Annotated in this window: 22 protein-coding genes; 9 read left to right on the top strand and 13 right to left on the bottom strand. The window is 68.5% G+C overall.

The window, feature by feature from the left end:
• Window positions 1-59 precede the first annotated feature (59 nt).
• Complete coding sequence (locus tag AADJ02_RS12610; RefSeq protein ID WP_341213367.1) at window positions 60-1,283, bottom strand: FAD-binding oxidoreductase; 1,224 nt, start codon at window positions 1,281-1,283, stop codon at window positions 60-62.
• Between the two features lie 132 nt (window positions 1,284-1,415).
• Window positions 1,416-1,874 (bottom strand): Lrp/AsnC family transcriptional regulator, encoded by a 459-nt coding sequence (locus tag AADJ02_RS12605; protein WP_341213366.1) that lies wholly within the window; start codon window positions 1,872-1,874, stop codon window positions 1,416-1,418.
• A gap of 113 nt (window positions 1,875-1,987) precedes the next feature.
• Between AADJ02_RS12605 and AADJ02_RS12600 the strand changes: the two genes are divergently transcribed.
• Window positions 1,988-2,935, top strand: coding sequence for a DMT family transporter (locus AADJ02_RS12600; protein ID WP_341213365.1), 948 nt, complete (start codon window positions 1,988-1,990; stop codon window positions 2,933-2,935).
• 23 nt (window positions 2,936-2,958) lie between these two features.
• Complete coding sequence (locus tag AADJ02_RS12595; RefSeq protein ID WP_341213364.1) at window positions 2,959-4,158, top strand: aromatic amino acid transaminase; 1,200 nt, start codon at window positions 2,959-2,961, stop codon at window positions 4,156-4,158.
• Between the two features lie 30 nt (window positions 4,159-4,188).
• Here AADJ02_RS12595 and AADJ02_RS12590 read toward each other — a convergent pair whose 3' ends face one another.
• The 4 genes from AADJ02_RS12590 to hppD are packed head-to-tail and all read right to left on the bottom strand — an operon-like array spanning window position 4,189 to window position 8,287.
• Window positions 4,189-4,545: a Rieske (2Fe-2S) protein gene (locus AADJ02_RS12590; RefSeq protein WP_341213363.1), complete on the bottom strand. Its 357-nt coding sequence runs from the start codon at window positions 4,543-4,545 to the stop codon at window positions 4,189-4,191.
• The gene (gene fahA, locus AADJ02_RS12585; RefSeq protein ID WP_341213362.1) at window positions 4,542-5,810 is read right to left on the bottom strand and encodes a fumarylacetoacetase; all 1,269 of its coding nucleotides are present in this window, start codon (window positions 5,808-5,810) and stop codon (window positions 4,542-4,544) included. Before fahA ends, AADJ02_RS12590 begins: the two co-directional genes overlap by 4 nt.
• Entirely contained in the window at window positions 5,807-7,177 is a 1,371-nt protein-coding gene (gene hmgA / locus AADJ02_RS12580) for a homogentisate 1,2-dioxygenase (protein WP_341213361.1), read from the bottom strand. The genes fahA and hmgA overlap by 4 nt, the downstream gene beginning before the upstream one ends.
• 3 nt (window positions 7,178-7,180) lie before the next feature.
• On the bottom strand, window positions 7,181-8,287 hold the full coding sequence (gene hppD / locus AADJ02_RS12575) for a 4-hydroxyphenylpyruvate dioxygenase (RefSeq protein WP_341213360.1): 1,107 nt from the start codon (window positions 8,285-8,287) through the stop codon (window positions 7,181-7,183).
• 277 nt (window positions 8,288-8,564) lie between these two features.
• Here hppD and AADJ02_RS12570 point away from each other — a divergent pair, with 277 nt between their 5' ends.
• Window positions 8,565-8,975 carry an antitoxin Xre-like helix-turn-helix domain-containing protein gene (locus AADJ02_RS12570; protein WP_341213359.1) on the top strand — a complete coding sequence of 137 codons (411 nt, stop codon included), beginning with the start codon at window positions 8,565-8,567 and terminating at the stop codon, window positions 8,973-8,975.
• A gap of 3 nt (window positions 8,976-8,978) precedes the next feature.
• The gene (locus tag AADJ02_RS12565; RefSeq protein WP_341213358.1) at window positions 8,979-9,716 is read left to right on the top strand and encodes an RES family NAD+ phosphorylase; all 738 of its coding nucleotides are present in this window, start codon (window positions 8,979-8,981) and stop codon (window positions 9,714-9,716) included.
• Window positions 9,717-9,749: 33 nt separating this feature from the next.
• Here AADJ02_RS12565 and AADJ02_RS12560 read toward each other — a convergent pair whose 3' ends face one another.
• Genes AADJ02_RS12560 through AADJ02_RS12550 form a run of 3 tightly spaced genes read right to left on the bottom strand, consistent with a single transcriptional unit; the run spans window position 9,750 to window position 13,017 of the window.
• Complete coding sequence (locus tag AADJ02_RS12560) at window positions 9,750-10,592, bottom strand: hypothetical protein (RefSeq protein ID WP_341213357.1); 843 nt, start codon at window positions 10,590-10,592, stop codon at window positions 9,750-9,752.
• On the bottom strand, window positions 10,589-12,178 hold the full coding sequence (locus AADJ02_RS12555; protein ID WP_341213356.1) for an acyl-CoA synthetase: 1,590 nt from the start codon (window positions 12,176-12,178) through the stop codon (window positions 10,589-10,591). The genes AADJ02_RS12560 and AADJ02_RS12555 overlap by 4 nt, the downstream gene beginning before the upstream one ends.
• Window positions 12,175-13,017, bottom strand: a complete 843-nt coding sequence (locus tag AADJ02_RS12550; RefSeq protein WP_341213355.1) for an IclR family transcriptional regulator — start codon at window positions 13,015-13,017, stop codon at window positions 12,175-12,177. Before AADJ02_RS12550 ends, AADJ02_RS12555 begins: the two co-directional genes overlap by 4 nt.
• Window positions 13,018-13,172: 155 nt before the next feature.
• Here AADJ02_RS12550 and AADJ02_RS12545 point away from each other — a divergent pair, with 155 nt between their 5' ends.
• From AADJ02_RS12545 to AADJ02_RS12525, 5 genes are all read left to right on the top strand, one after another.
• A complete protein-coding gene (locus AADJ02_RS12545) occupies window positions 13,173-14,177 on the top strand; it encodes a DctP family TRAP transporter solute-binding subunit (RefSeq protein WP_341213354.1) in 1,005 nt (334 codons plus the stop codon).
• Window positions 14,178-14,244: 67 nt separating this feature from the next.
• On the top strand, window positions 14,245-14,736 hold the full coding sequence (locus tag AADJ02_RS12540; protein WP_341213353.1) for a TRAP transporter small permease: 492 nt from the start codon (window positions 14,245-14,247) through the stop codon (window positions 14,734-14,736).
• Window positions 14,729-16,060 carry a TRAP transporter large permease gene (locus tag AADJ02_RS12535; RefSeq protein ID WP_341213352.1) on the top strand — a complete coding sequence of 444 codons (1,332 nt, stop codon included), beginning with the start codon at window positions 14,729-14,731 and terminating at the stop codon, window positions 16,058-16,060. The genes AADJ02_RS12540 and AADJ02_RS12535 overlap by 8 nt, the downstream gene beginning before the upstream one ends.
• 8 nt (window positions 16,061-16,068) lie before the next feature.
• Entirely contained in the window at window positions 16,069-16,830 is a 762-nt protein-coding gene (locus AADJ02_RS12530) for an SDR family oxidoreductase (protein WP_341213351.1), read from the top strand.
• A gap of 331 nt (window positions 16,831-17,161) precedes the next feature.
• Window positions 17,162-18,058 carry a sugar kinase gene (locus tag AADJ02_RS12525; RefSeq protein ID WP_341213350.1) on the top strand — a complete coding sequence of 299 codons (897 nt, stop codon included), beginning with the start codon at window positions 17,162-17,164 and terminating at the stop codon, window positions 18,056-18,058.
• A 104-nt stretch (window positions 18,059-18,162) separates the two neighbouring features.
• Here AADJ02_RS12525 and AADJ02_RS12520 read toward each other — a convergent pair whose 3' ends face one another.
• Genes AADJ02_RS12520 through AADJ02_RS12505 form a run of 4 tightly spaced genes read right to left on the bottom strand, consistent with a single transcriptional unit; the run spans window position 18,163 to window position 23,010 of the window.
• Window positions 18,163-18,726, bottom strand: coding sequence for a hypothetical protein (locus AADJ02_RS12520; RefSeq protein WP_341213349.1), 564 nt, complete (start codon window positions 18,724-18,726; stop codon window positions 18,163-18,165).
• Between the two features lie 26 nt (window positions 18,727-18,752).
• Entirely contained in the window at window positions 18,753-19,817 is a 1,065-nt protein-coding gene (locus tag AADJ02_RS12515) for a glycosyl hydrolase family 8 (protein WP_341213348.1), read from the bottom strand.
• Window positions 19,814-21,799, bottom strand: coding sequence for a glycosyltransferase (locus AADJ02_RS12510; RefSeq protein ID WP_341213347.1), 1,986 nt, complete (start codon window positions 21,797-21,799; stop codon window positions 19,814-19,816). The genes AADJ02_RS12515 and AADJ02_RS12510 overlap by 4 nt, the downstream gene beginning before the upstream one ends.
• Window positions 21,796-23,010 carry an HlyD family secretion protein gene (locus tag AADJ02_RS12505; protein WP_341213346.1) on the bottom strand — a complete coding sequence of 405 codons (1,215 nt, stop codon included), beginning with the start codon at window positions 23,008-23,010 and terminating at the stop codon, window positions 21,796-21,798. Before AADJ02_RS12505 ends, AADJ02_RS12510 begins: the two co-directional genes overlap by 4 nt.
• Between the last annotated feature and the right edge of the window lie 28 nt (window positions 23,011-23,038).

The raw sequence follows: 23,038 nt of genomic DNA, 5'->3' as shown, positions 1-23,038 counted from the left end.
TCTTTTGTGACGCGATCAATCAGGGGCCGGGGGCCAGCGGTGTCGTGCGCTAGATCACGTCACGAAAACCGCAGCGGCGCAAAGGGGGCGAGGTCGATGGCGGGGGCGCGCCCCTCCAGAAGATCCGCCACGATCCGCGCCGTCCCCGCCGATTGCGTGAGGCCCAGATGCCCGTGACCGAAGGCGCAGATTGCCGCGTCCCGCCCCGGCAGCGCGCCGATGACCGGAAGGCTGTCCGGCAGCGAGGGGCGAAAGCCCATCCATTGCCGCCCAGCCTCGGTTTTCAGCCCCGGCAGGAAGGCAGCCGCCTTTTTCAGCATCGCGTCGGCCCGCGCGAAGTTGGGCGGCAGGTCGAGACCGCCCAGCTCCACCGCCCCCCCGACCTGCAGGCCAGAGGCCAGCGATGAGACCGCGAAGCCATGACCGCCGAAGGTCAAATGCAGCCGCAGATCGAAGGCGCCGTGCGGCAGGGTCGTGTTGTAGCCCCGCTCAGTTTCGAGAGGGATCTTCACCCCCACCGTTCGTGCCAAGCGGTGCGAATAGGCGCCTGCCGCGATCACCACCCGGCCCGCGCGGTCGCCCGCTTGGGTGCGCAGCCCGCCGGGGATCAATGCGCGCGCCTCCGTGATCTCGATCTCGCCGCCCGTCGCCCGGAACCGCTCGGCCAGGGCATGGGTGTAGTCGCGGGGATCGGAGATCGAAAACCAGCCGGGGGTGAAGGTCGCATGGGTGAAGCGGGGCGCGAGGCCCGGTTGATACTCCGCGATTTCGGCCCCTTCGAGATGGCGAAACGCGATGGCTTCGGCCTCGCGCGCGGCCCAGCCCGGAAGAGAGGCCCGAAACGCCCGAGCGCCTTCGTAAAGCTGGAGCTGCCCATCGCGGCGCAGCATATGGGCAAGCCCCGTGCGCGCCAGATGCGGATCGAGCGCCTCTTGGGACAGCCGCATCAGCGCCGCTTGGGCCTCGGTCGACGCCCGCACCTGTGCGGGTCTCGAAGCCCGCCAGAACCGCCACATCCATGGCGCGATACGATGCGCGTAGCGTGGTGGCACGCTGAGAGGGCCGAGGGGATCGAGCAGCCATTTCGGTGCCTGTCGAAGGATCCGGGGCGAGGCCAGCGGCAGGATCTCGGGAAAGGCAAAGGCCCCCGCGTTGCCGGCGCTCGCGCCTGCCGCCGGACCCGACCGGTCGATGACCCGCACCTTGAACCCGCGTGCTTGTGCGGCCAGCGCCACCGACAGCCCGATGACGCCCGCGCCCACGACGATGACCTCGCGCGTCATATGGGCCGGGCCTGCGCGGAGGCGCGCGGTGTCGTCCTGCGGATCATCGGTGCCCCCTGACGGCGTCTTTGCGACTCTCGCGACGATACCTGTCGCGCTCCGCTTGTCGATATCGCGGTTGCGCCGTCGCGATCAGTCAAGGCGCGGGAACACCGTGCCGCGTTTGACGGTGCCATAGGCAAAGCTGGTTTCGATCGCGGCGATGCCGCCGATCTGGTGCAGCTGCTGGCGCACGAAGACCTCGTAATCCTGCAGGCTCGAGACCAGCACCCGCAACAGGTAGTCGTCGTCCCCGGTCATCATGTAGCAGTCGAGGATCGCGTCGATGTCGCGCACCTTGCGCTCGAACACCCCCACCGCCGCCTCGCTGTGCCGCTCCAGCCGGACCCGCACGAAGGCGGTGATCGGCAGGCCGTAGGCGGTCTCGTCGACGATCGCCGCATAGCCGCGGATGATGCCCGCATCCTCAAGCATCCGCAGCCGCCGCAGGCAGGGCGATGGCGAGAGGTGCACCTTTTGCGACAATTCCTGATTTGTCAGCCGACCATGCGCCTGCAGCGCGGCGATGATCTGCCGATCCTTGTCGTCCATTTCGCGCGCCTCTCTGGCAGATCATGCCAATATCACTGCCTTGGATGGCAGAGATAGCAATCCGATTGCGCCGAGGCCACGCCATTCTGCGACCAAGACCGCAGGAGCAACCCATGAGCAGCACCCCGATCACCCGCCCCGCCGCCGGCACTCTGCCCGGCACTCTGTCCGACTCCGCGCCCAGTTCCCTTCCCGGTGCCGCGACCGTGCTTGGATATGCAGCCATCGCGGTGGCGGTGACGATCTGGGCGGGGTTTGCCCTGTCGATCCGGGGGATCGGGGCCTCGATGCTGGCCCCGGCGGATGTGGCGCTGATCCGGTTCGGCGTGCCGGTGCTCGTGCTGGCGCCGCTGCTGCCATCGCGGATCGCGGCGCTGCGCCGGGTCCGGCCATTCGACGCGATACTCATCGCCGCGGGCGCGGGGCTGCCGTTCTTCTTTCTGGCCTCGATGGGCGGGGCGCTGACCTCGGCGGCGCATGTCGGCGCGCTGATTGCGGGCACCACGCCGCTGTCGGTGGCGCTGTTGTTGCGCGTGGTCGAGCGTCGCCGCATCACCCCCGGCCTCGGGCCCGCGCTGGCGCTGATCTCTGGCGGCGTCGTGCTGCTGGTGGCGGGGCAAGGTGCGCTCGACGGGGCCGTGCTCGCCGGGGCCGGGCTGCTGCTCTGCGCCAGTCTGCTCTGGGGGGCCTACACGCTGGGCCTGCGACGTGCCGGGCTCGACCCCGTGGGCTGCACCCTGCTGCTTGGCCTGCCGTCGCTGGCGCTGCTGCTGGTGCTGATTGGTGCGGGCGCGGTCGAGACGCGCATTGCGCAGGCCCCGCTGTCCGAGATCCTGCCCTTCGTGGCGGTGCAGGGCTTCGGTGTCGGCGTGCTGGCGAGCCTCGCCTATGCCGCCGCGATCTCGCGTCTGGGGCCCGCCCGCTGCGCTGCCATCGGCTCGCTCGCTCCGGCGCTGGCCGCATTGGGCGCGGTGCCGCTCTTGGGCGAGGCGCTGACGCCCATCGTCGTCGCGGGCATCGCTCTCGTTACCTTCGGCGTGTTTCGCGCCACCCGCCATTGACCATCCGGACCAAGGAGAGCCCCATGCTCGCAGACCTGCCCCATGCCAGCCCCGACCCGCTGTGGAGCCTGATCTCCACCTTTCGCGCCGATCCCCGGCCCGAGCGGATGGACCTCGTGGTCGGCATGTACCGCGACGAGACCGGCACCACGCCGGTGCTGGCCTCGGTGCGCAAGGCCGAGCTGCGGCTGGCCGAGGCGGGCGCGTCCAAGGCATACCGCGCGCTTGGGGGCAACGCGGCGTTCAACGCAGGGATGGCACACCTCCTGTTGGGGCAAGACCCCGCGCGGCTGGCGCGCCAGCACACGATGCAGAGCGTCGGCGGCACCGGGGCGCTGCGGCTTTTGGCCGAGCTGGTAGCGCGGGCCACGCCCGATGCCACGGTCTGGTCGAGCGATCCGGGTTACGTCAATCACCGGCCCCTGATGACCGCGCCGGGGTTGCGGTTCGAGACCTACCGGCTGCGCGAGGACGACACCGGCTTCGATCTTGGCACGATGCTGGAGGATCTCGCCCCGGCGCGGCCCGGCGACGTGGTGATCCTGCATGGCTGCTGTCACAACCCGTCCGGCATCGACATGGCCGCCGATGACTGGGCCGAGGTATCGGCCTTTTGCGCGCGGCGCGGGCTGATCCCATTGGTCGACATGGCCTATCAGGGCTTTGGCGACGGGATGGAGGCCGACGCCGCCGGTCTGCGCCGGGTGGTCGACGAGAACCCGACCGTGCTGGTCGCGGCGAGCTGTTCCAAGAATATGGGGCTTTATTGCGACCGCACCGGTGCCGCGATGGTCGTCGGCCCGGACGCGGCCGCGCTGGCCCCGGTCGGCCCGATGCTGGAGCGGATCGCGCGGGCCAGCTACTCCATGCCGCCAGAGCATGGTGCCGCCGTGGCCGCCGCGCTTCTGGCCGCCCCGGAGGGCTGGCTGCGCGAGGTCGAGGCGATGCGGCAACGCGTGGCCGTGCTGCGCGCGGAACTTGGCGCGGCTTTGGAGGCCGAGGGTGCGGGGGCCGGGTTCGCCTCGCTCGGGCGGCAAAAGGGGATGTTCTCGCTGCTGCCGCTTGGGGTTCGGGCGATGCAGCGGCTGCGCGAAGAGCACGCGATCTATGGCACCGACGGGGGCCGCATCAACGTCGCCGGTCTGACATCCGCGCAGATCGCCCCTCTGGCACGGGCCTTGGTACGGGTTGCAGGACCAGAGCACCACGCATCGGCGGCCTAGAGACGCGCCGCGAGCGGTTTGGTGGCAGGGTCAATCACCCTCGACGATGACCCTGTCACCCCGAAGGACGACAGGCACCGCGATCAACGCGCAGCCCCTGCCCAACCCCTCGCAGCCCTGCCCTGTGGCCGCGTCGAACCCCGCCCCGTGGTTCGAGCAGCGCAGCACCGCGCCTTGTGTCCCGAGCACGCCGCCGCCGCGCCAGTCGAGCGGCAGGCCCTGATGCGGGCAGGCGTTGAAATAGCAAAACAGCCCCGCCTCAAGACGCACCAGAAGCAGCGGAAACCCGTCGATCTCGACCCCCAGCGTGCCGCGATCCGGCAGCGCATCCGCCGCGCAGACCTCCGCACCCGGAGCAGGCGCGCGCGGCAGGCGGCGCCAGCTCATGCCGGCTGTTCCGGGGCGGGCAGGATCGTGCCCTCGCAGACCCCGAAGCCGATCCGCACCGCCCCCTCGCACCAGCCGCGCAGCCGGACCATGTCGCCATTCTCCAGAAAGCCGCGACGCACCCCACCGAGGTCGAGCGGATCGCTCCCGTTCCACGTCATCTCCAAAAGCGATCCGTAGCTGTCGCGGTCCGGCCCCGAGATCGTGCCCGAGCCAAGCAGATCGCCCGTCTCCATGGCGCAGCCCGAGATCGCGTGATGGGCGAGCTGCTGGGCCGCGGCATAGTAGAGGTGGCAGGCGTTGGTGCGGCTCACCGTTCGCGGCGTGCCGCCCGCCGGGGCGATGTCGATCTCGAGCCGGATGTCATAGTTGTAATCGCCCTCTTCGCGCAGATAGGGCAGCAGCGGCGTCCCCCGCTCGGGCGTCGGCACGCGGTAGGGCTCGAGCGCCTCGCGCGTGACGATCCACGGGCTGATCGTGGTGCCGAAGGCCTTGGCCTGAAACGGCCCGAGCGGCTGATACTCCCACACCTGCACGTCCCGCGCCGACCAGTCGTTGAGCAGCACGAAGCCGAAGATCATTTCCTGCGCCCGTGCCACCGATATCGGCTGACCCATCGACGAAGGCGTCCCGACCAGCGCGCCCAGTTCCAGCTCGATGTCGAGCCGGGCGGTGGGGCCAAGGCGGGGGGCGGCATCGTCCGGGCCCTTGATCTGTCCCAGCGGGCGGCGGATGCCGGTGCCCGAGACCACCACCGTCGAAGCGCGTCCGTTGTAGCCGATCGGGATATGCAGCCAGTTCGGCAGCAAGGCGTTCTTGGGGTCGCGGAACATCGCGCCGACGTTGGTCGCGTGCTCCTTGGAGGCATAGAAATCGGTAAAGCCCCGCACGAAGACCGGCATGTGCATCCGCACCGCGTCCTGACGCAGCAGCACCAGATCGTCGCGCGGGCCCGCCTCGGCATCGAGCAAGGCCGCCACCGCCGCACGGGTGCGCGACCAGTCGTCGGGGGGGCGCGCCATCAGCGCGTTGAGCGTACCGCCGTCGAACACCGGTGTCGGGGCGGGGCGCAGCAGCCCCGCCGCCTCGGCGGCGGTGAGATCGAGGATCATCTCGCCGATCGCCACACCGACGCGGCGCGGCCCATCGTCTTGGGAAAAGACGCCATAGGGCAGGTTCTGGATCGGAAAATCCGTCCCCTTTGCATTGGCGCTCTCGACCCAGCTTTGCCGCGCCGGGTCGTGGGTGGCGTTCAGCCCGCTCATTCGCCCTGCCAGTCGCGGCGGTCGGGGTCGAAGTGGTTGCGCAGCGGGGCCCAGACCTCCGGATAGCCCGCCTGCAGCGTCGGCAGCCCGGCGGCATAGCGTGTCACCTGCTGCGGAAAGCGGGTCTCGAACATGAAGGCCATGGTGTTCTGGAGCCGCTCCGGCCCGAGATCCTTCAATGAGGCCTTGTAGAAGGCTTCGGCGTCCGGGCCGTGCGGCAGCATCATGTTGTGGATCGACATCCCCCCCGGCACGAAGCCCTCGGGCTTGGCGTCATAGACGCCTTCGATCAGCCCCATGAACTCGGACATGATGTTCATGTGATACCACGGCGGGCGGAACGAGTTCTCGGCCACCAGCCAGCGCGGCGGGAAGATCACGAAGTCGATGTTGGCGGTGCCCGGCTCGCCGCTCGGGGCGGTCAGCACGGTAAAGATCGACGGGTCGGCGTGATCGTTCAAGATCGGCCCCACTGGCGAATAATGCCGCAGGTTGTACTTGTAGGGCGCGTAGTTGCCGTGCCACGCCACCACGTCGAGCGGGCTGTGGTCGATCTCGCAGCGGTGGAACTGGCCACACCATTTCACGGTCAGGCCGTGGCGCGTGCCGTCGCGGCGTTCATAGGCCGCGACGGGGGTAAGGAAATCGCGCGGATTGGCGAGGCAGTTCGCCCCGATCGGGCCGCGTTCGGGCACCGAGAAGGCCCCGCCGTAATTCTCGCAGACATAGCCGCGACACTTGGCGTCGCCGTTCAGGAGCACCTTGTATTTCAGCCCACGCGGCAGCACCGCGATCTCGCCCGGCGCCACGTCGATCACGCCCATTTCGGTGAAAAAGCGTAGCCTGCCGATTTCGGGCACCACCAGCATTTCGCCATCGGCATTGTAGAAGACCTCTTCCTCCATGCCTTGGGTGACGGCGTAGGTGTGGATCGCATAGCCCGTCTGGGTCAGCACGTCGCCGCCGGTGGCGATGCTGCGCATGCCGGTGAGCCATGTCCCCGCATCCTCTGGGATCGGGGCCGGATCCCAGCGCATCGGCGCCAGCGGCAGGCCGCTCTCATTGGGCGTCGGGGCCGAACGGAACTCGGGCAGCTCAATCCGCCGCATCTTTGCGATGTGCTGCACCGAAGGCCGCATCCGGTAGAGCCACGTCCGCTCGTTCGAGGCGCGCGGCGCGGTGAAGGGCGTGCCAGAGAGCTGCTCTGCATAAAGACCGTAAGGGCAGCGCTGCGGCGAATTCTGCCCGATCGGCAGCGCGCCCTCGATGGCCTCGGTCTCGAAATCATTCCCGAAACCGGGCATGTAGCCTTCGTTGTAACGCGCCCGGCTTTGGGCGATGACGATCTCGTCGTGCGGGGTGGCCATGGCTCAGGCCTCGGCCTTGAGCACGCCGCGCTGGATCTGGTCGGCCTCGATCGACTCGAACAGCGCCTTGAAGTTGCCCTCGCCAAAGCCGTCGTCGCCTTTGCGCTGGATGAACTCGAAGAAGATCGGCCCGATCACGGTCTTGGAGAAGATCTGCAGCAGGATGCGGGTGTTGCCGCCATCCACCACGCCTTCGCCGTCGATCAGGATGCCGTGTTTCTTCAGCTTGTCGAGCGGCTCCTCATGGCCGGTGACGCGCTCGACGCTCATGTCGTAATAGGTCGCGGGCGGCGGCGGCATGAACTCGATGCCCTTCTCAGCGATCCGGTCGGTGGCGGCATAGATGTCTTCGGTGCCCACTGCGATGTGCTGGATGCCCTCGCCGTTGTAATCGCGCAGGTACTCCGCGATCTGACTGGTGTCGTCGGCACTTTCGTTGATCGGGATGCGGATCTTGCCATCGGGCGAGGTCAGCGCGCGCGAGGTGAGACCCGTCTGCCGACCCTTGATGTCGAAGAAGCGGATTTCGCGGAAGTTGAAGGCCTTGGCGTAAAAGTCGTACCACGTCGACATGTTGCCCCGCGCGACGTTGTGGGTCAGGTGGTCGAGATAGTAGAACCCTGCCCCCTCGGGCTGCGGGTCGGTCTCGCCCAGCCAATCATACTCGGCCTCATAGCAAGAGCCCGCCTCGCCATAGGTCTCCACGAAGTAGAGCAGCGAGCCGCCGATGCCGATCACCGCCGGCACGTCGAGCGACTTGCCCGGGCCGGTGTATTCCTCGGCCCCGTAATCAAGCGCGCATTTCAGCGCGTGCCGCGCATCGACCACGCGCCAGGCCATCGCGGGCGCGCAGGGGCCGTGCTCCTTCACGAAGCCTGCGGCATGGCTGCCCGGCTCGCGGTTGACGAGGTAGTTGATCCTGCCCTGACGGTAGAGCGAAATGTCGCGGCTCTTGTGCCGGGCCACCTCGGTGTAACCCATGCTTTCGAACAGCGCCTCGAGCTTGCCCGGCTCGGGGTGCGCGAACTCGACGAATTCGAACCCGTCGGTCCCGGCCCTGTTCAACTCGTCGATCTTGGCTTTCGGCGCATCATGCGGAAACGGTCCCATGGACTCCCTTTCGAAATGCGCATGGGTTGCGTGCCCCACCATGCTGTCCCGGACGCCCGGCCCGCGGGATGGCCCGCCTTGGGACCACACCTGCAGAATAGAAGGCGGCGTGGTGCGTCGTCAACATTAGGGATGCAGGTGCAATATAGATGATGGCCCGTTTTCGGACATGCGGCGAGGACCGGGGTGGCGCTGATCCGGGCAAAGTGCATCGGAGCAAGCTGACCTTGATATTTCATCCATATGATATATCTATTAGCATCATATGGAGGTCGTCATGGCACAGGCAGCTTTTGCAGACGAAACTGGCGTCAGGCCCCTGTCGGATCGCGATCAGGTCGCGACCCTCGTGCGGGCGGTGGTGCGGGCAACTGCCTCTTGGGGGCTGTCCTCGGCCGAGGCCGCAGCGCTTTTCGACGTGCCGCCCGCCACATGGGCGCGGATGAAGTCCGGCAGCTTCAACGGCTCTCTGGATCGCGACAAGGTCACCCGCGCCAGCCTTATCCTCGGCATCTACAAGGGGCTTCGTCTTTTGTTCAACGGCCCGCTTACCGGGCGTTGGCCGGGCTTGCCGAACAAGGGCGCGCCCTATGAGGGACGCCGCCCGCTCGACATGATGATCGCCGGCGGCATCCCGGCGATGGCTGCCGTGCGCCAGCACATCGACGCGCTGCGCGGGGGCCTCTGAGAGGTGAGCCGTCGTTCGCCCGAGGAAACCCCGCCGGGGCGCATTCCGCATGACCTGCCGCTATGCGAACTGGCCGAGCCCGCGACGATCCGCCTGATCAGCACCGCCTATATCGACGAGCCCGCCCTGGCCCCGCTTGCCGATGACGCGGATGCGCTCGATTTCCTCGCCGACATCGAGGCGCTGACCTCGATCCGTCAGGACGCCGAAATGCCGTTGCCGAGCGGGTTGCGGCGAGCCGAGCTTCTGAGCGACGCGCATGGCTATGGCTGGAGCTATGTCAACGCCGCCTTTTGCTACACCCGCCCCGGTGGCAACCGTTTCAACGGCCCCGAGCGCGGCGCGTGGTATGCCGCTTGGGGCGATGCGGCGGGCGAAACCGCGCGGGCCGAGGTCGGCTATCACCTCACCCGAGAGCTCGAGAACGTCGGCGTCTATGACAACGTCACCGATTACCGCGAACTGCTGGCCGGGTTCATCGGTCCCTTCGTGGACCTGCGGGCCTCTGGCGCTCAGCCCTGGCTCGAACCGAACCCGGTGGTGGGCCACCCCGCGGGGCAGGCCCTCGCGCGCGAGCTGCGCGCCGCCGGGGCCTCGGGGCTGGTCTATCCCTCGCAGCGCCGCGCGGGCGGGCTCTGCCTCGCGGCGTTCCGCCCGAACCTCGTCCAGAACATTCGGCAGGGCGCGACATGGCGCTTTGTCTGGAACGGCACACCGGTGCCAGAGGTGACGCGGCTTTGAGAATGCCCGTGGTCCCCGCGCGGATCATGCGCCTCAAGAGCCGATCAATAGCATCTCGCTCGTGACGCAGACGGCATTGGCGCCTTCGCGCAGCTCCCCTTGTACCGGGTCGCCGTCGAACCCGATGGCCGCCGCTGCGATCCGGACGCGGCCTCGGTCTATATCGCCCCGCGTCACCAGCACTTCGGTGGCGAGGCTGTCGAGACCGGGGGCATCGTCGAAGGCCGCGCCGACGAGGCTGCCCAACCCCTCGATCCGCGCCCGCGCCAATCCGTGCTGCGCGGCCACCGTCGCCAGACCTGCGTGCAGATCGACATGGGGTCGGAGCGCGCAAAGCGCCGCCGGATGCCCGCCGGTGGTATCGTCCGAGGGCGCGGCGATAGGGACGAAGAGGGAAAACCCGGTTTCCGCGTCGGCCTCAACCGACAGCATCGCGCCGCTCAGCCCCCAGCCCACCGCCTCGACCTCGGCCCCGAGGCGACAGTCGGGGCCAAGCAGATGCCCCATCCGCAGCGCGCCCTCCTCGGTCCCGCGCCACAGACCGTGACCATGCACGAACGCAGCGCCGTCGCGGCGGCCCAGATGCAGCCCCGCCTCCGCGAGCCATGCAGGCTCCAGCCGTTCCGTCGCGCTATACCACGCCACGGGCCCATGTCCCGGCGCCGGGGCCGGGCGCACGTAGTCGATCCGCGCCATGTCGATGCCCCGCAGGCGCAGGTACCCCGCTTTGTGCCCCTGCGCGGCAAAGGCCTCGGCCATGGCCTGATCGAGCGGCAGCCCCGCGCGCAGCCGCAGCCGCAGCGGGCGCGCACGGCAAGCCAGGCTGGCGATGCGTTCGGCGCGCGGCGGGCCGGGGTGACGGGGCGCTTCCCTCACGGGGTGATCTCACCGCGCGATACGAGGGCTTCGCGGATCATCTTCTTGGTGATCTTGCCATAGCCCGATTTCGGCATCTCGTCCCAGAACACCACCCGGCGCGGCAGCTTGTAGCGCGCGATCCGCGGCTCCAGCCACGCCAGAAGGCCCGCCGCGTCGGGCTGCGCCCCGCTTTGCGCCACGCAGACCGCGAGGCCGATTTCGCCCCAGACCGGATCGGGCACGCCCAGCACCGCGACCTCGGAGATGTCGGGATGCATGAGGATCTTCTCCTCGATCTCGCGCGGATGAATGTTCGACCCGCCCGAGATGTACATGTCCGAGGCCCGGCCCGTGAGATAGAGAAACCCCTCCTCATCCATGTGGCCCAGATCGCCGGTGAGGAACCAGCCGTCTCGAAACGCCTTGGCGTTGGCCTCCGGGTTGTCGAAATACCCCGCAAAGACCGCCGGGCCGATCACCGCGATCTCGCCGGTCTCATGCGGCGCGCAGGCGCGGCCCGACGCGTCCTGCACCTCGACCTGCATGCCGGTGCGCGCGAAACCGCAGGTGCCGATCCGCATCACCGCGTCGTCGGCATGGTGATGCGCGGGCGGCAGCACGGTGATGTTCCCCGTCACCTCGCCCAGACCGAAATACTGCACCAGCACCGGGCCCAAAAGCTCGATCGCCCGGATCTGATCGGCGCGGTACATCGGCGCGCCCGCATAGATCAGGTGGCGCAGCGAGGAGTGGTCATGCGCCGTGGCGCTGGGGTGCTCGACCAGCAGCTTGACGATGGTCGGCACGGTGAAGGCGTTGGTCACGCGCCACTCGGCGATCAGCCGCCATATCTCGTCCGGGTCGAACTTTTCGCTCGCGGGCAGGATCGTCTTCACACCGCGCGCCACCTGAGACAGCTGGTGTATGCCCGCCCCATGCGACAGCGGCGCGACCACGAGAGAGGCGTCGGCTTCGGTGGTGCCGGGCATCAGATCGCACAGGTGGTTGTTGATCACGAAGGCAAGCTGGCCATGCGTCAGCACCGCCGCCTTGGGCCGCCCCGTAGTGCCCGAGGTAAAGAAGAACCACGCGGGCGTGTCGCGCCCCACCGCGACCGGCGGGGGCGTCTGGCCCAGATACCGCGCCACCAGCGTCTCGTAGTCTTCGGCGAACCCCGCCTTGCCGATCGCCACGGTAAAGGAGACCTCGCAGGCGGCGGCGTGGTCGGGAAACCCGGCACCGCAGATCAACCCACGCGCGCCCGAGGCCTGCGCCAGCCACGCGACCTCGTCGGGGGATTGCCGGAAGTTCGCGGGCACCCAGACCGCTCCGATGCGCCAGCAGGCGAACATCGCCTCGAACATCTGGTTGCAGTTGGCCGACTGCACGAGGATGCGGTCGCCCGGACGCACACCGAACTCGCTCAGCAGCGCCTGCGCGAAGGCGGCCGAGCGGGCCTCCATCTCGCGCCAGCTCCAACGCGCCTCGCCCCAGACGAAGCCCAACGCCGTGCCATGCCGCCGCGCGGTTTCGCCCAAGAGCTGCGACAGGTTCATCACCCGGTCCGAGACCGGCGTCATGCCCGCCCATGGTGTCGCGTTCATCGTCCCACTCCTCCTGTTGCAGGCGGCCCGCCATAGGCTTGCGCCAGCCGCGCCTCGATCCGGGTCGCCGCCGCCGTCAGGAGCGGGGCAAGCTCCTGCGGGCGGGGCGACTGCATCCGCCCCGCCACGGCGGCGATCGACACCGCCCCGGCGACACCGCCGTCGGGGCGGCGCAGCGCCACGCCAAGGCCCCAGCTGTCGGGAAAGACCAGACCGGGGTTCAGCGCGTGTCCCGCCGCGCGCGCCTTGGCCGCAAGGTCGCGCAGCCGCTCTGGCGGCAGCGCGGGATAGTCGCGGGCGAGCGTTTCGCGGTTCGCCTCCAGCACCGCCTCGGCCTCGGGTTCGGGCAGTGCCGCCAGCATCGCCAGCGATCCCGCGCCGACGCCCAGAGGGTGGCGCGCGCCGGGCATCAGCGCGTGGGTGCGGATCGGATAGGCCCCCTCCTCGCGCTGCAGGCACACCGCCGCGTCGCCACGCCGCACCGACAGGAACGCGGTGTCGCCGCTGTCGCGCGCCAGATCCGCCAGCGCGTCGCCCGCCATCTCGGCCAGACCGTGGCGCACCGCCGCGAGGGTGCCCAGCACATAGCTCTCCTGTCCCAGACGGTAGCTGCGCCCCGCCGCGTCCTGCTCGACCATTCCGGCCCGGATCAGCGCCAGCATCAGCCGCCGCACCGTCGGCTTGTTGAGGCCGCTCATCGCGACGAGAGCGGCGAGAGGCACCCCGTCGCCCGGCTGTCGCCCGACAAGACGCAACAGCGCCAGCGCCCGGTCGACGCTCTGCGCGCCGCCAGCCTGCCCTTCCACGATGTGGACCTCGCCCCTCGCACGCTCTCCCAAAACCATCTCCTCCCCGATCCCATGTTCAGGCCGAGTTCACGATTTTGGCAAGTTCTACTTGTTCGACGCCACGTAATTTGCTCCATGATGTGGAACGTACCGCTCGGGGAGGAGCGGCAAGGCCTTGGGGCCTGCGACATTCAGGGAGGAATCGCATGACATTCGCAAAGCTGGGCGCGCTCACCGTGGCCTCGATTCTGGCCGGGGGCCTGATGGCCGGGACCGTCTCTGCCGAAACGCTGCGCCTGTCGCACAACACCGGCGACACGACGACATGGCACAAGGGGGCGGAGCGCTTTGCCGAGCTTCTGGCCGAGAAGACCGGCGGCGAAATCGACGCGAGGGTCTTTCCCAACGCGCAGCTCTCGGGCGGCGACCAGATGCGGCAGGCCGAGATGGTCGGGCGTGGCGCGCTCGATCTGGTGGTGACCTCGGCGATCAACGTCACCCCCTTGGTGCCCGAAATGGCGGTGTTCTCGCTGCCCTACCTCTATGCCGACTACGCGCAGGTCGATGCCACGACCCAAGGGCCCGCCGCCGACCTGCTCGAGGACATCCTGCGCGACAAGGGCATCGAGGTTCTGGCCTGGGGCGAGAACGGCTTTCGCGAGGTCACCAACTCGGTGCGCCCGATCAAGTCGCCCGAGGATATGAAGGGCCTCAACATGCGCGTGGCGGGGCCGATGTACATCGACGTGATGAACGCGCTTGGCGCCAACCCGCAGCAGATGCAGTGGGGCGAGACACTGACCGCGCTGCAGCAAGGCGTGGTCGATGGGCAGGAAAACCCGATCGGCGCGGTGATCATCCCGCAGCAGGTCTACGAGGTGCAGGACCACCTGACGGCGTGGCACTACTCCTACGACCCGATCTTCCTCGGCATCTCCAAGGCCAAGTGGGACGACTACGACGCCGAAACCCAAGAGCAGATCCGCGCCGCCGCCGAAGAGGCCATGACCTACCAGCGCGAGATCACCCGCCAGAGCACCGAAGAGGGCATCGCCTTCCTGCGCGACAAGGGCATGGAGGTCTACGAGCCGAGCGAGGCCGAGCTGGCCGCCTTCCGCGAGGCGACGCAGCCCGCCTTCGACCAGTGGTCCGAAAAGGTCGGCCCCGAGATCGTCGCCGCCTTCAAGGACGCCATCGCCACGGCGCAGTGACCGCGCGCGGGGCGGCCCGGTGCCGCCCTGCCCCTTCCCGACCCTTCCCGATCCTTCGGAGAGCCGCATGCTGGGCTTCATCCTGCGCGACGCTGAAAAGATCGTCTGCGCCGTGATCTTTCTTGCCATGACGCTGCTTGGCTTTGCCAATGTGGTGGTGCGCTACGGCACGAACTACTCTCTCGCCGCGACCGAAGAGCTTTTGACCAACGGCTTTCTGCTGCTCACCATCTTTGGCGCGGCCATCGCGGCGCGGCGGGGGGAGCATCTGGCGGTGACGCTAGTGGCCGACGCGCTGCCGCGTCCTCTGGCCCGCGCGGTGTTCCTTCTGTCGCTGGGGCTGTCGGCCCTGCTGCTGGCGATGTCGGCGTGGTTCTCGTGGCAGGTGCTGGCGAACCAGTGGGGCAACGGCATGCGCTCCTACGCGCTTGGCTTGCCCGCGTGGTATTATCAGGCCGCCGTGCCCTTCGGCTTTGCGTTGGTGCTGCTGCGCTATCTGCAACACGCAGTTGCCACGCTGCGCGGCGTGCCGGACCCCGGGGCGGTTCCCGATGTCTGATCTGCTGGGCCTTTCGGCGGGCAGTCAGATGGTGCTGGCTTTCTTCGGACTGATGGCGCTGCGGGTGCCGGTGGCCTTCGCTCTCGGGCTCTCGGCGATGTACGCGATGTGGCGCATCGGCTTCGGTTTCGATCTGGCGGGCGATCTCATCGCCACTGGCATCACCAAGTATTCGCTGCTGGCGATCCCCTTCTTCATCCTTGCGGGCACGCTGATGGGTGCTCTCGGCATCGCCGAGCGGATGATCCGGTTCTTTCGCGTGCTGATCGGCTCCACGCCCGGCGGCATGGGCGTGGTCGGCACCGTCGTGTGCCTGTTCTGGGGCGCGGTAAGCGGTTCGGGGCCCGCTTCGGTCGCGGCCATCGGTCCGATGATCATCAAGGGCATGGAAGAGGACGGCTATCCGCGCGCCTATGCCGCCGGTCTGGTCTGCACCGGGGCGGCGCTGTCGATCGTGATCCCGCCCTCGATCGGTCTGGTGATCTACGGCGTCATCGCCGAGACATCGATCTCGCGGCTGTTCATCGCCGCCATCGTGCCGGGGCTGGTGATGGGCCTCGCGATGCTGGCGGTGCTGCCTTTGGCGAACCGTGCGGGCGCGCCTGCGCGCAGCCCCGCGCTCGAAGCCCTGGCACCTGCACCGGACGCGGCGCGGCCCTATGGCCGCCGCCTCTGGTCCGCCTTTCGCGACAGCTTCTGGGGGTTGATGACGCCGGTGGTGATCCTGGGCGGCATCTATTCGGGCATCTTCACCCCGACCGAGGCCGCGCTCGTCGCAACGGTCTACGCGCTTGCCGTCGGGGGGCTGATCTACCGCACGCTGAGCCTGCGCGGGCTTTACGACGCGCTCTCCGACGCTGCCGCCTCCTCGGCCGTGGTCATGCTGGTCGTGGCTTATGCGAGCCTGTTCGGCTGGGTCGTCACGGTCGAGGATCTGGTCGGCAGCTACTCCACAGCGCTCTTGGGGCTCAGCGGCAATGAATGGGTGATCCTCGCGGTGATCATGGTGATCTTGCTGGTGGCGGGGATGTTCATGGACCCGGTGACGGTGATGTTCGTGTCGCTGCCGATCTTTTTGCCGGTGATGCGCGAGCTGGGCTGGGACCCGGTCTGGTTCGGCGTCGTGGTGATGGTCAACCTCGCGATCGGGTTGATCACGCCGCCCGTGGGCATCAACCTCTATGTCGCCGCCAACGTCACCCGCCTGCCGATCGAGCGGATCGCGCGCGGCGCGCTGCCCTTTCTGGGTGCGAGCCTGCTCGGCCTCGTGGTGATCGCCGCCGTGCCGCAGCTCTCGCTCAAACTCGCGCAATTGCTGAACTGATCAAAGAGATGGACATGACCCAGAAGACCGCCCTCGTCACCGGTGCCGCGCGCGGCATCGGTCTTGCCACCACCCGGCTCTTTGTCGAGGAAGGCCGCCGCGTCGCGATGATCGACCGCGACAACGCAGCGCTGCGCGAGGCCGCGATGGCCTTCGGCGACGCGGTGCTGCCGGTGCTTTGCGACGTGTCGCAGCCGGATCAGGTGGCGCGCATGGCCGATGCCGTCCGCGACGGGCTAGGCCGCGTCGACGCGCTGGTCAACAACGCGGGCGTCGCTGATTTCGGCCCCATCGCCGAGACCGATTTCGCCCGTTGGCGGCGGGTGATGGAGACCAACCTCGACGGCGTGTTCCTCGTCTCGCAGGCGATGCTGCCGGACCTGTGCGCAGCGCGCGGCGCCATCGTCAACATCGCCTCGATCTCGGGCCTGCGCGCCAGCACGTTGCGCGTGGCCTACGGCACCTCCAAGGCGGCGGTGATCCAGCTGACCAAACAGCAGGCGGTCGAGCTGGGCGAGCACGGCGTGCGCGCCAACTGCGTGGCCCCCGGCCCGGTCGACACCAAGCTCGCCCTCGCGGTGCACTCACCCGAGATCCGCGCCGCCTATCACGACGCGCTGCCGCTCAACCGCTATGGCAGCGAGGCGGAGATCGCCGAGGTGATCGTGTTCCTGTGCTCGGATCGCGCGAGCTATGTCACCGGTCAGGTCGTGGCCTCCGACGGCGGCTTCGAAGCCACCGGCATCGGCCTTCCGGCGCTGCGCGGCTGAGAAAACGAGTGCGGGGCTTGCCGTCAGCTTGACGGGTTGGGCTCGGCAGCGGTGCTGCCGATCCTCCAGTGCGACCGCACCCACAACCCGTTCCGTCAAGTGGTGGTTATCCTCCCGATCAAACACAAGGGCGGCGTGGCGGCGATCCCCCGGCGCCCCCGGCCCCGGGATCGAGATGAACCGCGATGCGCTGCCGCAATATGTGCGACAAGGGGCCTTGGACCGAGCTTCCCCCGCGCGTCGTCCGACGCGCACTGGTGACTTGGCCGCGGGCGATCTACGGTTTTACAAGACGCGCCCCGCGCGCGAGGGAACAGGGAGACGAGGCGAGATGCGGCTGATCTGCGTGGGCGAATGCATGGTGGAGTTGGCGCCGGAGCCGGGCGGGCTGATGCGGCGGGGTTTTGCGGGCGACACATTCAACACCGCGTGGCACGCACGCCGCGCGCTGCCAGAGGGCTGGACCATCGGCTATCTCACCACCCTCGGCAGCGACGCCGTCTCCGACGAGATGCTGGCCTTCATGCAGGCCGCCGGGATCGACACGCGCGATGTGGCCCGACACCCGACGCGCGGCCCCGGCCTCTACATGATCACGCTGCACGACGGAGAGCGGTCCTTTACCTATTGGCGCGACGCGTCGGCGGCGCGCTGCCTTGCCGATGATGCCGACCGCCTCGCGGCGGCCTTCAAGGACGCCCACACGGTTTTTCTGTCGGGCATCACGCTGGCGATCCTCGACGCACAGGGGCGTGATAGGCTCTTCGCGGCGCTGGAGGTGGCGCGGCGCGCGGGGGCGCGGGTGGCGTTCGACCCCAATATCCGGCCGCGGCTCTGGTCCGACATGGACGAAATGCGCGCCACGGTGATGCGCTTTGCCACGATCGCCGACCTGTGCCTGCCCAGCTTCGAGGACGAGAGCGACCATTTCGGCGACGCCAACCCCGCCGCCACCGCCGCGCGCTACCGCACGGCGGGTTCGGGTGAGGTGGTCGTCAAGAACGGCGGCGCGGAGATCACGGTGCTGTCGGAAGACGGGGCGACGCTGTGCTTCGATCCCGGCCCGCCGGTGCGCCCGGTCGACACCACGGGCGCGGGCGACAGCTTCAACGCGGGCTATCTTGCAGCAAGGCTCAAGGGTGCTGAGATCGAGGAGGCGCTGCGCGAAGGCCACGCGCTGGCCTGCCGCGTCATCGGTCATCGCGGCGCGCTGACGCCCAACGATTGAGAGCGACGTTTGCCCGTCGCGACGCTACATCCGTGTGTCTTGCACAGATCGGCCGCGCGTTTGACCAAAGGCGCGCGGGCGTCAAACCCGAGCGCAGGCCCGGCTCAGAAAGTATTGAGCGACACGCCGAGGAACACCTCGCGGGCGTCGAGCCTGTAGCCGAGACGCAGGCGCCAGTCGGATTGGCCGAGCGCCTTGGACAGAACGAGGCTCTGCTCGGAATAGCCGTCGTTGTCGCCGGTGGCGACGGCGGCGAAGGAAAGCCCCTCGGCACTGCGGTTCGCCTCGATCATGGCGAAATAGGACAGGTCGATGCTGCTGATCTCGCCAATCAGAAAGACGCCGCCCCAATCGGTGCCGACGTAGCTTTCGGCCACCACCTTGGCACCGAGATCGAATTCGCCGTCAAAGCGCAGCGTCGGGCCGTAGCGCAGGGTCACCGCCCGCTCTGCGATCTCGATGGGGCGCGACAAGGTGGTCGACACGCCGATCGAGCCGCCGTCGGTGTAGCGCGACCAGACGAAACCGGTGGAGAGGCCGCTCCGCTCGAGGCTGCCCACGGCGGTGCTGTCGGTGGGGCCGAGGTCGAATTGCAGGTATTCGCCGTCGGCGCGCGCGAGCCCCGTGCTCAGAAGAAGGGCAAGGGCGGAAAGGTAGGGAAGTCGCATCGTCGAGAGCTCCGGGCTGGACAGGCTCAGGACTCCGGTATGCCGATGTCATGCGCCACGAGTTCGGCCAGAAGACCGAGTGTTGCCGGGTAATAGCCCTGTTGGTCGGCCTGCGTCGACACGGAAGTCAGGGCGCCCTCGGGTTCGGTGGCGAGCCGGACGGTGCGGGCCAGTGCCGCATAGCCCGGCGACGGGTCGCGGTGCAGGATTTCGCCGTCGCGCCCGGCCTGTACCGCCGTGCCCGCCCCCGCCTGCGACCACAGCCTCGCGGTCTGGCGCACCATCGGATGCCCGGCCCGGCCCGACCAGATGAGATAGAGCGGCACCCGGATCGCGTCGTAGCCAAAGCGCCCCTTGGGGCCGTCCGCCGGGGCCCAACCACCGCCGTCGAGACCGATCCAGTCGGGCGGCAGACCGTCGGCGGCGATCTCCTCGAGCAGTGCCGCGCCATCCTCGGCGACCTGAGCGAGGATCGGCAGATCGAAGGCGGCGGCCAGCTCGTGCAGCGCGCGCGGCATGATGTAGGAGGGGTTCAGCGTGAGATGTCCGTCGTGGCGGAAATGCTCCGCCCCGGGCAAAAGCTGCAGCCGCCCCTGCTGGCGCGGATCTTCGGCGACGCAGATCTCCATCAGCCCGCGCGCGATCCGCTCCGACTGCGCCAGCGCCTCGGGGTCCGAGAATTGCCGACCGCCGCGCAGCAAGGCCCAGGCATAGAACAGGTCGCCGTCGCTGGCGTTGTTGTAGTCGCGCGTCTCGTAGGGTTCGCCCGGAATGAAGCGCCAGGCAAGCAGCGGGTCTTGCCGGACTGCGAGATGGGCGTTGGTCCAACCGCGGATCGCGTCGAAGGCGGGCCAGTCGCCTGCGGCGACCGCAAACAGCAGCCCCCAGGCCTGCCCCTCGGAATGGCTGATCGCGTTCTGATAGTCGTCGATCACCCGCCCCTCGGGGGTCAGGAACTTGCTGCGCCAGATCTCCCACCCCGAAAAACCCGGTGCCAGCGCCTGCGCCCGTATCGGCGCGAGACCGGCGATGCCCGCCAGCGCCGACAGCCCCAAGAGGCAGGCGCGCCGGTTCACGCCCCGCGCGCTCATGCGTCCCTGCTGAAGCTGAGGCGACGCGCGAAGTCGCTGAGAAGCTGGCTCAGGCGCACCTCGACCACGCCGGGGGCGGCGCCTTGGGTGTAGAACCGGCGCAGCAGCGCATGGTGCATCTCGAGGCTGGGCGACAGGTGCAGTCGCGCGCCGTCGGTCAAGGGCGCGATCACCGTGGCTTCGATGGCGCCGAGCTGCGGGATATGCAGCAGGCCGCGCATCCCCACCGGGTAGGTCCGGCCCCGGATGCGGGCGGTGTCCTGCGTCAGAGAAGCAAGCCAGATCTGATCGGAATGCGCACCCGCCGAAAAGGCCGCCCGTTCGGGCGCGTCGGCGATATGGCGTTCGTGGCGCGGCAGCTCGATGCAGGCCAGAATGGTGAGCGCCAGCACAAAGAGGTTGTAGAAGGTCCAGAACAGCACCACCGCCTTGCCGTCGCCCGCGTCGTAATGGGCAAGGCTGTCAAAGGCGCTGCCGAGCCAGAGCCCCGCGACCGTCAGCGCCATCAGCACCAGAAACGGCATCATCAGACGCCACTGCACCACGACGCGGCTGCGGTCGCCGCCCTTGGCCGTGACCTTGAACTTGTGGCCCTTGGGGCGTGCCAGACCGTGGAACGCGGCACGCATGATCGGGATCGCCCCGACGATCTGGCTCACATCGTGCAACACCGGGATCACGGTGCCGCGCGACAGCAGGTTCATCACGCCTAGCGAAAACACGTAGAACACTCCGAAATAGGACAGGACATCGGGCACACGGGCATCGACGACGATGGTGCCGAAGAACCAGTAGAGCAGCGGGAAGCTCAGGCAGGCGAGGCGGAATGGAAAGCTGCCCAGCCAGTAGAGCAAGGTGTCGAGCACGCTCCAGCGGTCGCGCAGCCGAAGGCCATTGCGCGAGAATGGGCCGAGGCGGCCGCGCACGATCTGCATCAGGCCCAGACACCAGCGCGCGCGCTGCGTGACGTATTCGCCGATCCCCTCGGCGGCCAGCCCTTCGGTCAGCGGCTCGTTGAGATAGGCGGTCGAGAGGCCGCGCTCCTGCAGCGTCAGGCTGAGCAGGTAATCCTCGGTGACGCTGTCGGTCGGAAAGCCGCCGATCTCGCGCAGCGCGCTCCAGCGCATCACCGAGGAGGTGCCGCAACAGATCGCCACGCCCCAGCCGTCGCGCGCGGGCTGGATGTGGTCGAAGAAGAACCGCTGCTCGTCGGGGTAGGAGCGCGACAGGCCGAGATTGTGCTGGATCGGGTCGGCGTTGAAGAAGTGCTGCGGCGTCTGCACGAGGCCGACGCTCTTGTCGCGAAACAGCGCGACGCTGCGTGTCAGGAAATTGCCGTGCGGGACGAAATCGGCGTCGAGCACCGCGAAGAAATCGGGCGCGTTGCCCTCGGCTTCGAGCAGTTCGAGCGCGTGGTTGATGTTGCCCGCCTTGGCGTGGCTGTTGTCGGGGCGGGTGATGTGGCGCACGCTGTGCTCGGCGCAGAAGGCGGCCAGCCAGTCGCGCCGTCCGTCATCGAGGACCAGCACCTCGACATGGGGCCAATCGATCGACATCGCCCCGACGATGCTGCGTTCGAGAACCTCGCGCTCCTCGTTGTAGGTGGCGATCATCACCGCCACCTTGGGCGCCGGGCCCGGCGCCCACCACTCGGCGTTCTCGGTCGCCTCGGCATGGCGATCGCGGCGACGCATCAACAGCACGGCGGCGTTGATCGAACTCAGGATTCCGACGAGTTCGAGCAGGTAGAGCGAGCCGCTCGCCAGAAAGTCGAGATCGAACCCGACGGGGGCCAGCGTCTCGGTGCCGCGCCACCAGATATAGCGCAGCGCCAGAGCGATCACGCCGCCCAGCAGGATAACCCGCTGCCAGGTCTTGCGGATGTCGACCACCAGCGGCAGCAACACGACCACCCCCAGCGCCAGCAACATCAGCGCGAAGCTTCTTTGCGTTTCGCTGAGCCAGGGATGAAGCACGATCACAGCAGGTCACGCAGCCGGTCGAGCGGACGGCCCTCGAAGAAGACCCGGCCGGTGCGGCCGACCGGGCAGGCGCCTGCGTCCGACAGCGGCAGGCCCGGCACGGACACGGCGACATCGTAGCGCTCGAGATGCTTCTGGCCCGGCGCCACGGCGAGGTTTTGGTAGATCGTGGCCGCTCCCGCCCCGGCGAGCCGCTCCACTGTCGCGTCGAAGACCTCGCCGCTGCCAGACAGCCGGAACTTGGCCGCGTCGCCTTGCTGCAGCCGGTTGTAGACGCTCTCGCTCACCGAGGCGGTTACGAACACATGGTCGCAATCGAGCAGCCGCAGCACGTCCTGCCCGCGCTCCACCCGCTCGCCATCCCCGGCGAGCACCTCCCAAAGCTGACCCGATACGTTCGCCGCGAGAGGCGCTTCGGCGCGCAGGTTGACGCTCAGACGTTCCTGCGTGACCCGCGCGGCAAGATCGCGCACCTCGCGCAGCTTGCCGCGGTGCTCGGCCTCGAGCGCATCGTAGCGCGTCTGAAGCTCGTAGAGACGCTGCCCGGCATAGGGGCTGTCGTTGTAGCCATCCCCGAGAAAGACACCGTCACGCGCCGAGGCGATGGCCGCTTCGAGCACGCCGACCTCTTCTCGCGCCAGCTCGATCGAATAGGAGAGATCGGCCGGAACGCTCGGGATGGGGGCCGCGGCGACGGGCGAGGTGTCGCGCCGCAGGCGGGGCGCCATGCCGTCGAGCAGGATCTCCGGTTCCAGCGCCGCGACGCGGGCGGGCGGTTGTGCGGCGCGCTCCTCAAGCATCGCGAGCCGGGTCCGAGCGTGCCGCAGGCGGATCTCGACCTGACGGATCTTGCCCCGCTCGAACCGGGCGGCCCGCACCGAGAGCGACTCCATCATCTGCCGGGTTTCGGTCATGACATCGAGCAGCCGGTCGCGCTCGCTCTTGGCGTACTGCCATTCGAGCACGAGGTCGTCGAGGCGGATCCGGTCGGGCTTGCCGTCGACGACCGAGGCCAGCTCCTCGCCCTGTCGCACGGTGGCGCCAAGCGCCAGATCCGGCATGGTGACCCTACCGGCCAGCGGGGCGCGCAGCGTGGCGAGGCGCGCGTTGACCATCGCGTTGGCGCTGGCACCGCCCATCTGCTCCCCGACGATCACCCAGACCGAGACAAGGACCAGCACGAGGCCGATGAGAAGGCGGGTGAGACGCATGGGTGATTTCCTTGTCGTTGCGACGGTC

The sequence above is a fragment of the uncultured Limimaricola sp. genome (genome assembly GCF_964022235.1).
GTDB lineage: Bacteria > Pseudomonadota > Alphaproteobacteria > Rhodobacterales > Rhodobacteraceae > Limimaricola.
The sequence above is the reverse complement of the archived record's forward strand: the minus strand, read 5'-3'. Positions and strand labels throughout refer to the sequence as shown.

Coding starts and splice junctions, on each gene's coding strand:
- AADJ02_RS12520 (WP_341213349.1), bottom strand. CDS start 18,726: ATGCGACTTCCCTACCTTTCCGCCCTTGCCCTTCTTCTGAGCACGGGG.
- AADJ02_RS12610 (WP_341213367.1), bottom strand. CDS start 1,283: ATGACGCGCGAGGTCATCGTCGTGGGCGCGGGCGTCATCGGGCTGTCG.
- AADJ02_RS12600 (WP_341213365.1), top strand. CDS start 1,988: ATGAGCAGCACCCCGATCACCCGCCCCGCCGCCGGCACTCTGCCCGGC.
- AADJ02_RS12570 (WP_341213359.1), top strand. CDS start 8,565: ATGGCACAGGCAGCTTTTGCAGACGAAACTGGCGTCAGGCCCCTGTCG.
- hppD (WP_341213360.1), bottom strand. CDS start 8,287: ATGGGACCGTTTCCGCATGATGCGCCGAAAGCCAAGATCGACGAGTTG.
- AADJ02_RS12535 (WP_341213352.1), top strand. CDS start 14,729: ATGTCTGATCTGCTGGGCCTTTCGGCGGGCAGTCAGATGGTGCTGGCT.
- hmgA (WP_341213361.1), bottom strand. CDS start 7,177: ATGGCCACCCCGCACGACGAGATCGTCATCGCCCAAAGCCGGGCGCGT.
- AADJ02_RS12540 (WP_341213353.1), top strand. CDS start 14,245: ATGCTGGGCTTCATCCTGCGCGACGCTGAAAAGATCGTCTGCGCCGTG.
- AADJ02_RS12605 (WP_341213366.1), bottom strand. CDS start 1,874: ATGGACGACAAGGATCGGCAGATCATCGCCGCGCTGCAGGCGCATGGT.
- AADJ02_RS12505 (WP_341213346.1), bottom strand. CDS start 23,010: ATGCGTCTCACCCGCCTTCTCATCGGCCTCGTGCTGGTCCTTGTCTCG.
- AADJ02_RS12555 (WP_341213356.1), bottom strand. CDS start 12,178: ATGAACGCGACACCATGGGCGGGCATGACGCCGGTCTCGGACCGGGTG.
- AADJ02_RS12525 (WP_341213350.1), top strand. CDS start 17,162: ATGCGGCTGATCTGCGTGGGCGAATGCATGGTGGAGTTGGCGCCGGAG.
- AADJ02_RS12590 (WP_341213363.1), bottom strand. CDS start 4,545: ATGAGCTGGCGCCGCCTGCCGCGCGCGCCTGCTCCGGGTGCGGAGGTC.
- fahA (WP_341213362.1), bottom strand. CDS start 5,810: ATGAGCGGGCTGAACGCCACCCACGACCCGGCGCGGCAAAGCTGGGTC.
- AADJ02_RS12595 (WP_341213364.1), top strand. CDS start 2,959: ATGCTCGCAGACCTGCCCCATGCCAGCCCCGACCCGCTGTGGAGCCTG.
- AADJ02_RS12515 (WP_341213348.1), bottom strand. CDS start 19,817: ATGAGCGCGCGGGGCGTGAACCGGCGCGCCTGCCTCTTGGGGCTGTCG.
- AADJ02_RS12545 (WP_341213354.1), top strand. CDS start 13,173: ATGACATTCGCAAAGCTGGGCGCGCTCACCGTGGCCTCGATTCTGGCC.
- AADJ02_RS12530 (WP_341213351.1), top strand. CDS start 16,069: ATGGACATGACCCAGAAGACCGCCCTCGTCACCGGTGCCGCGCGCGGC.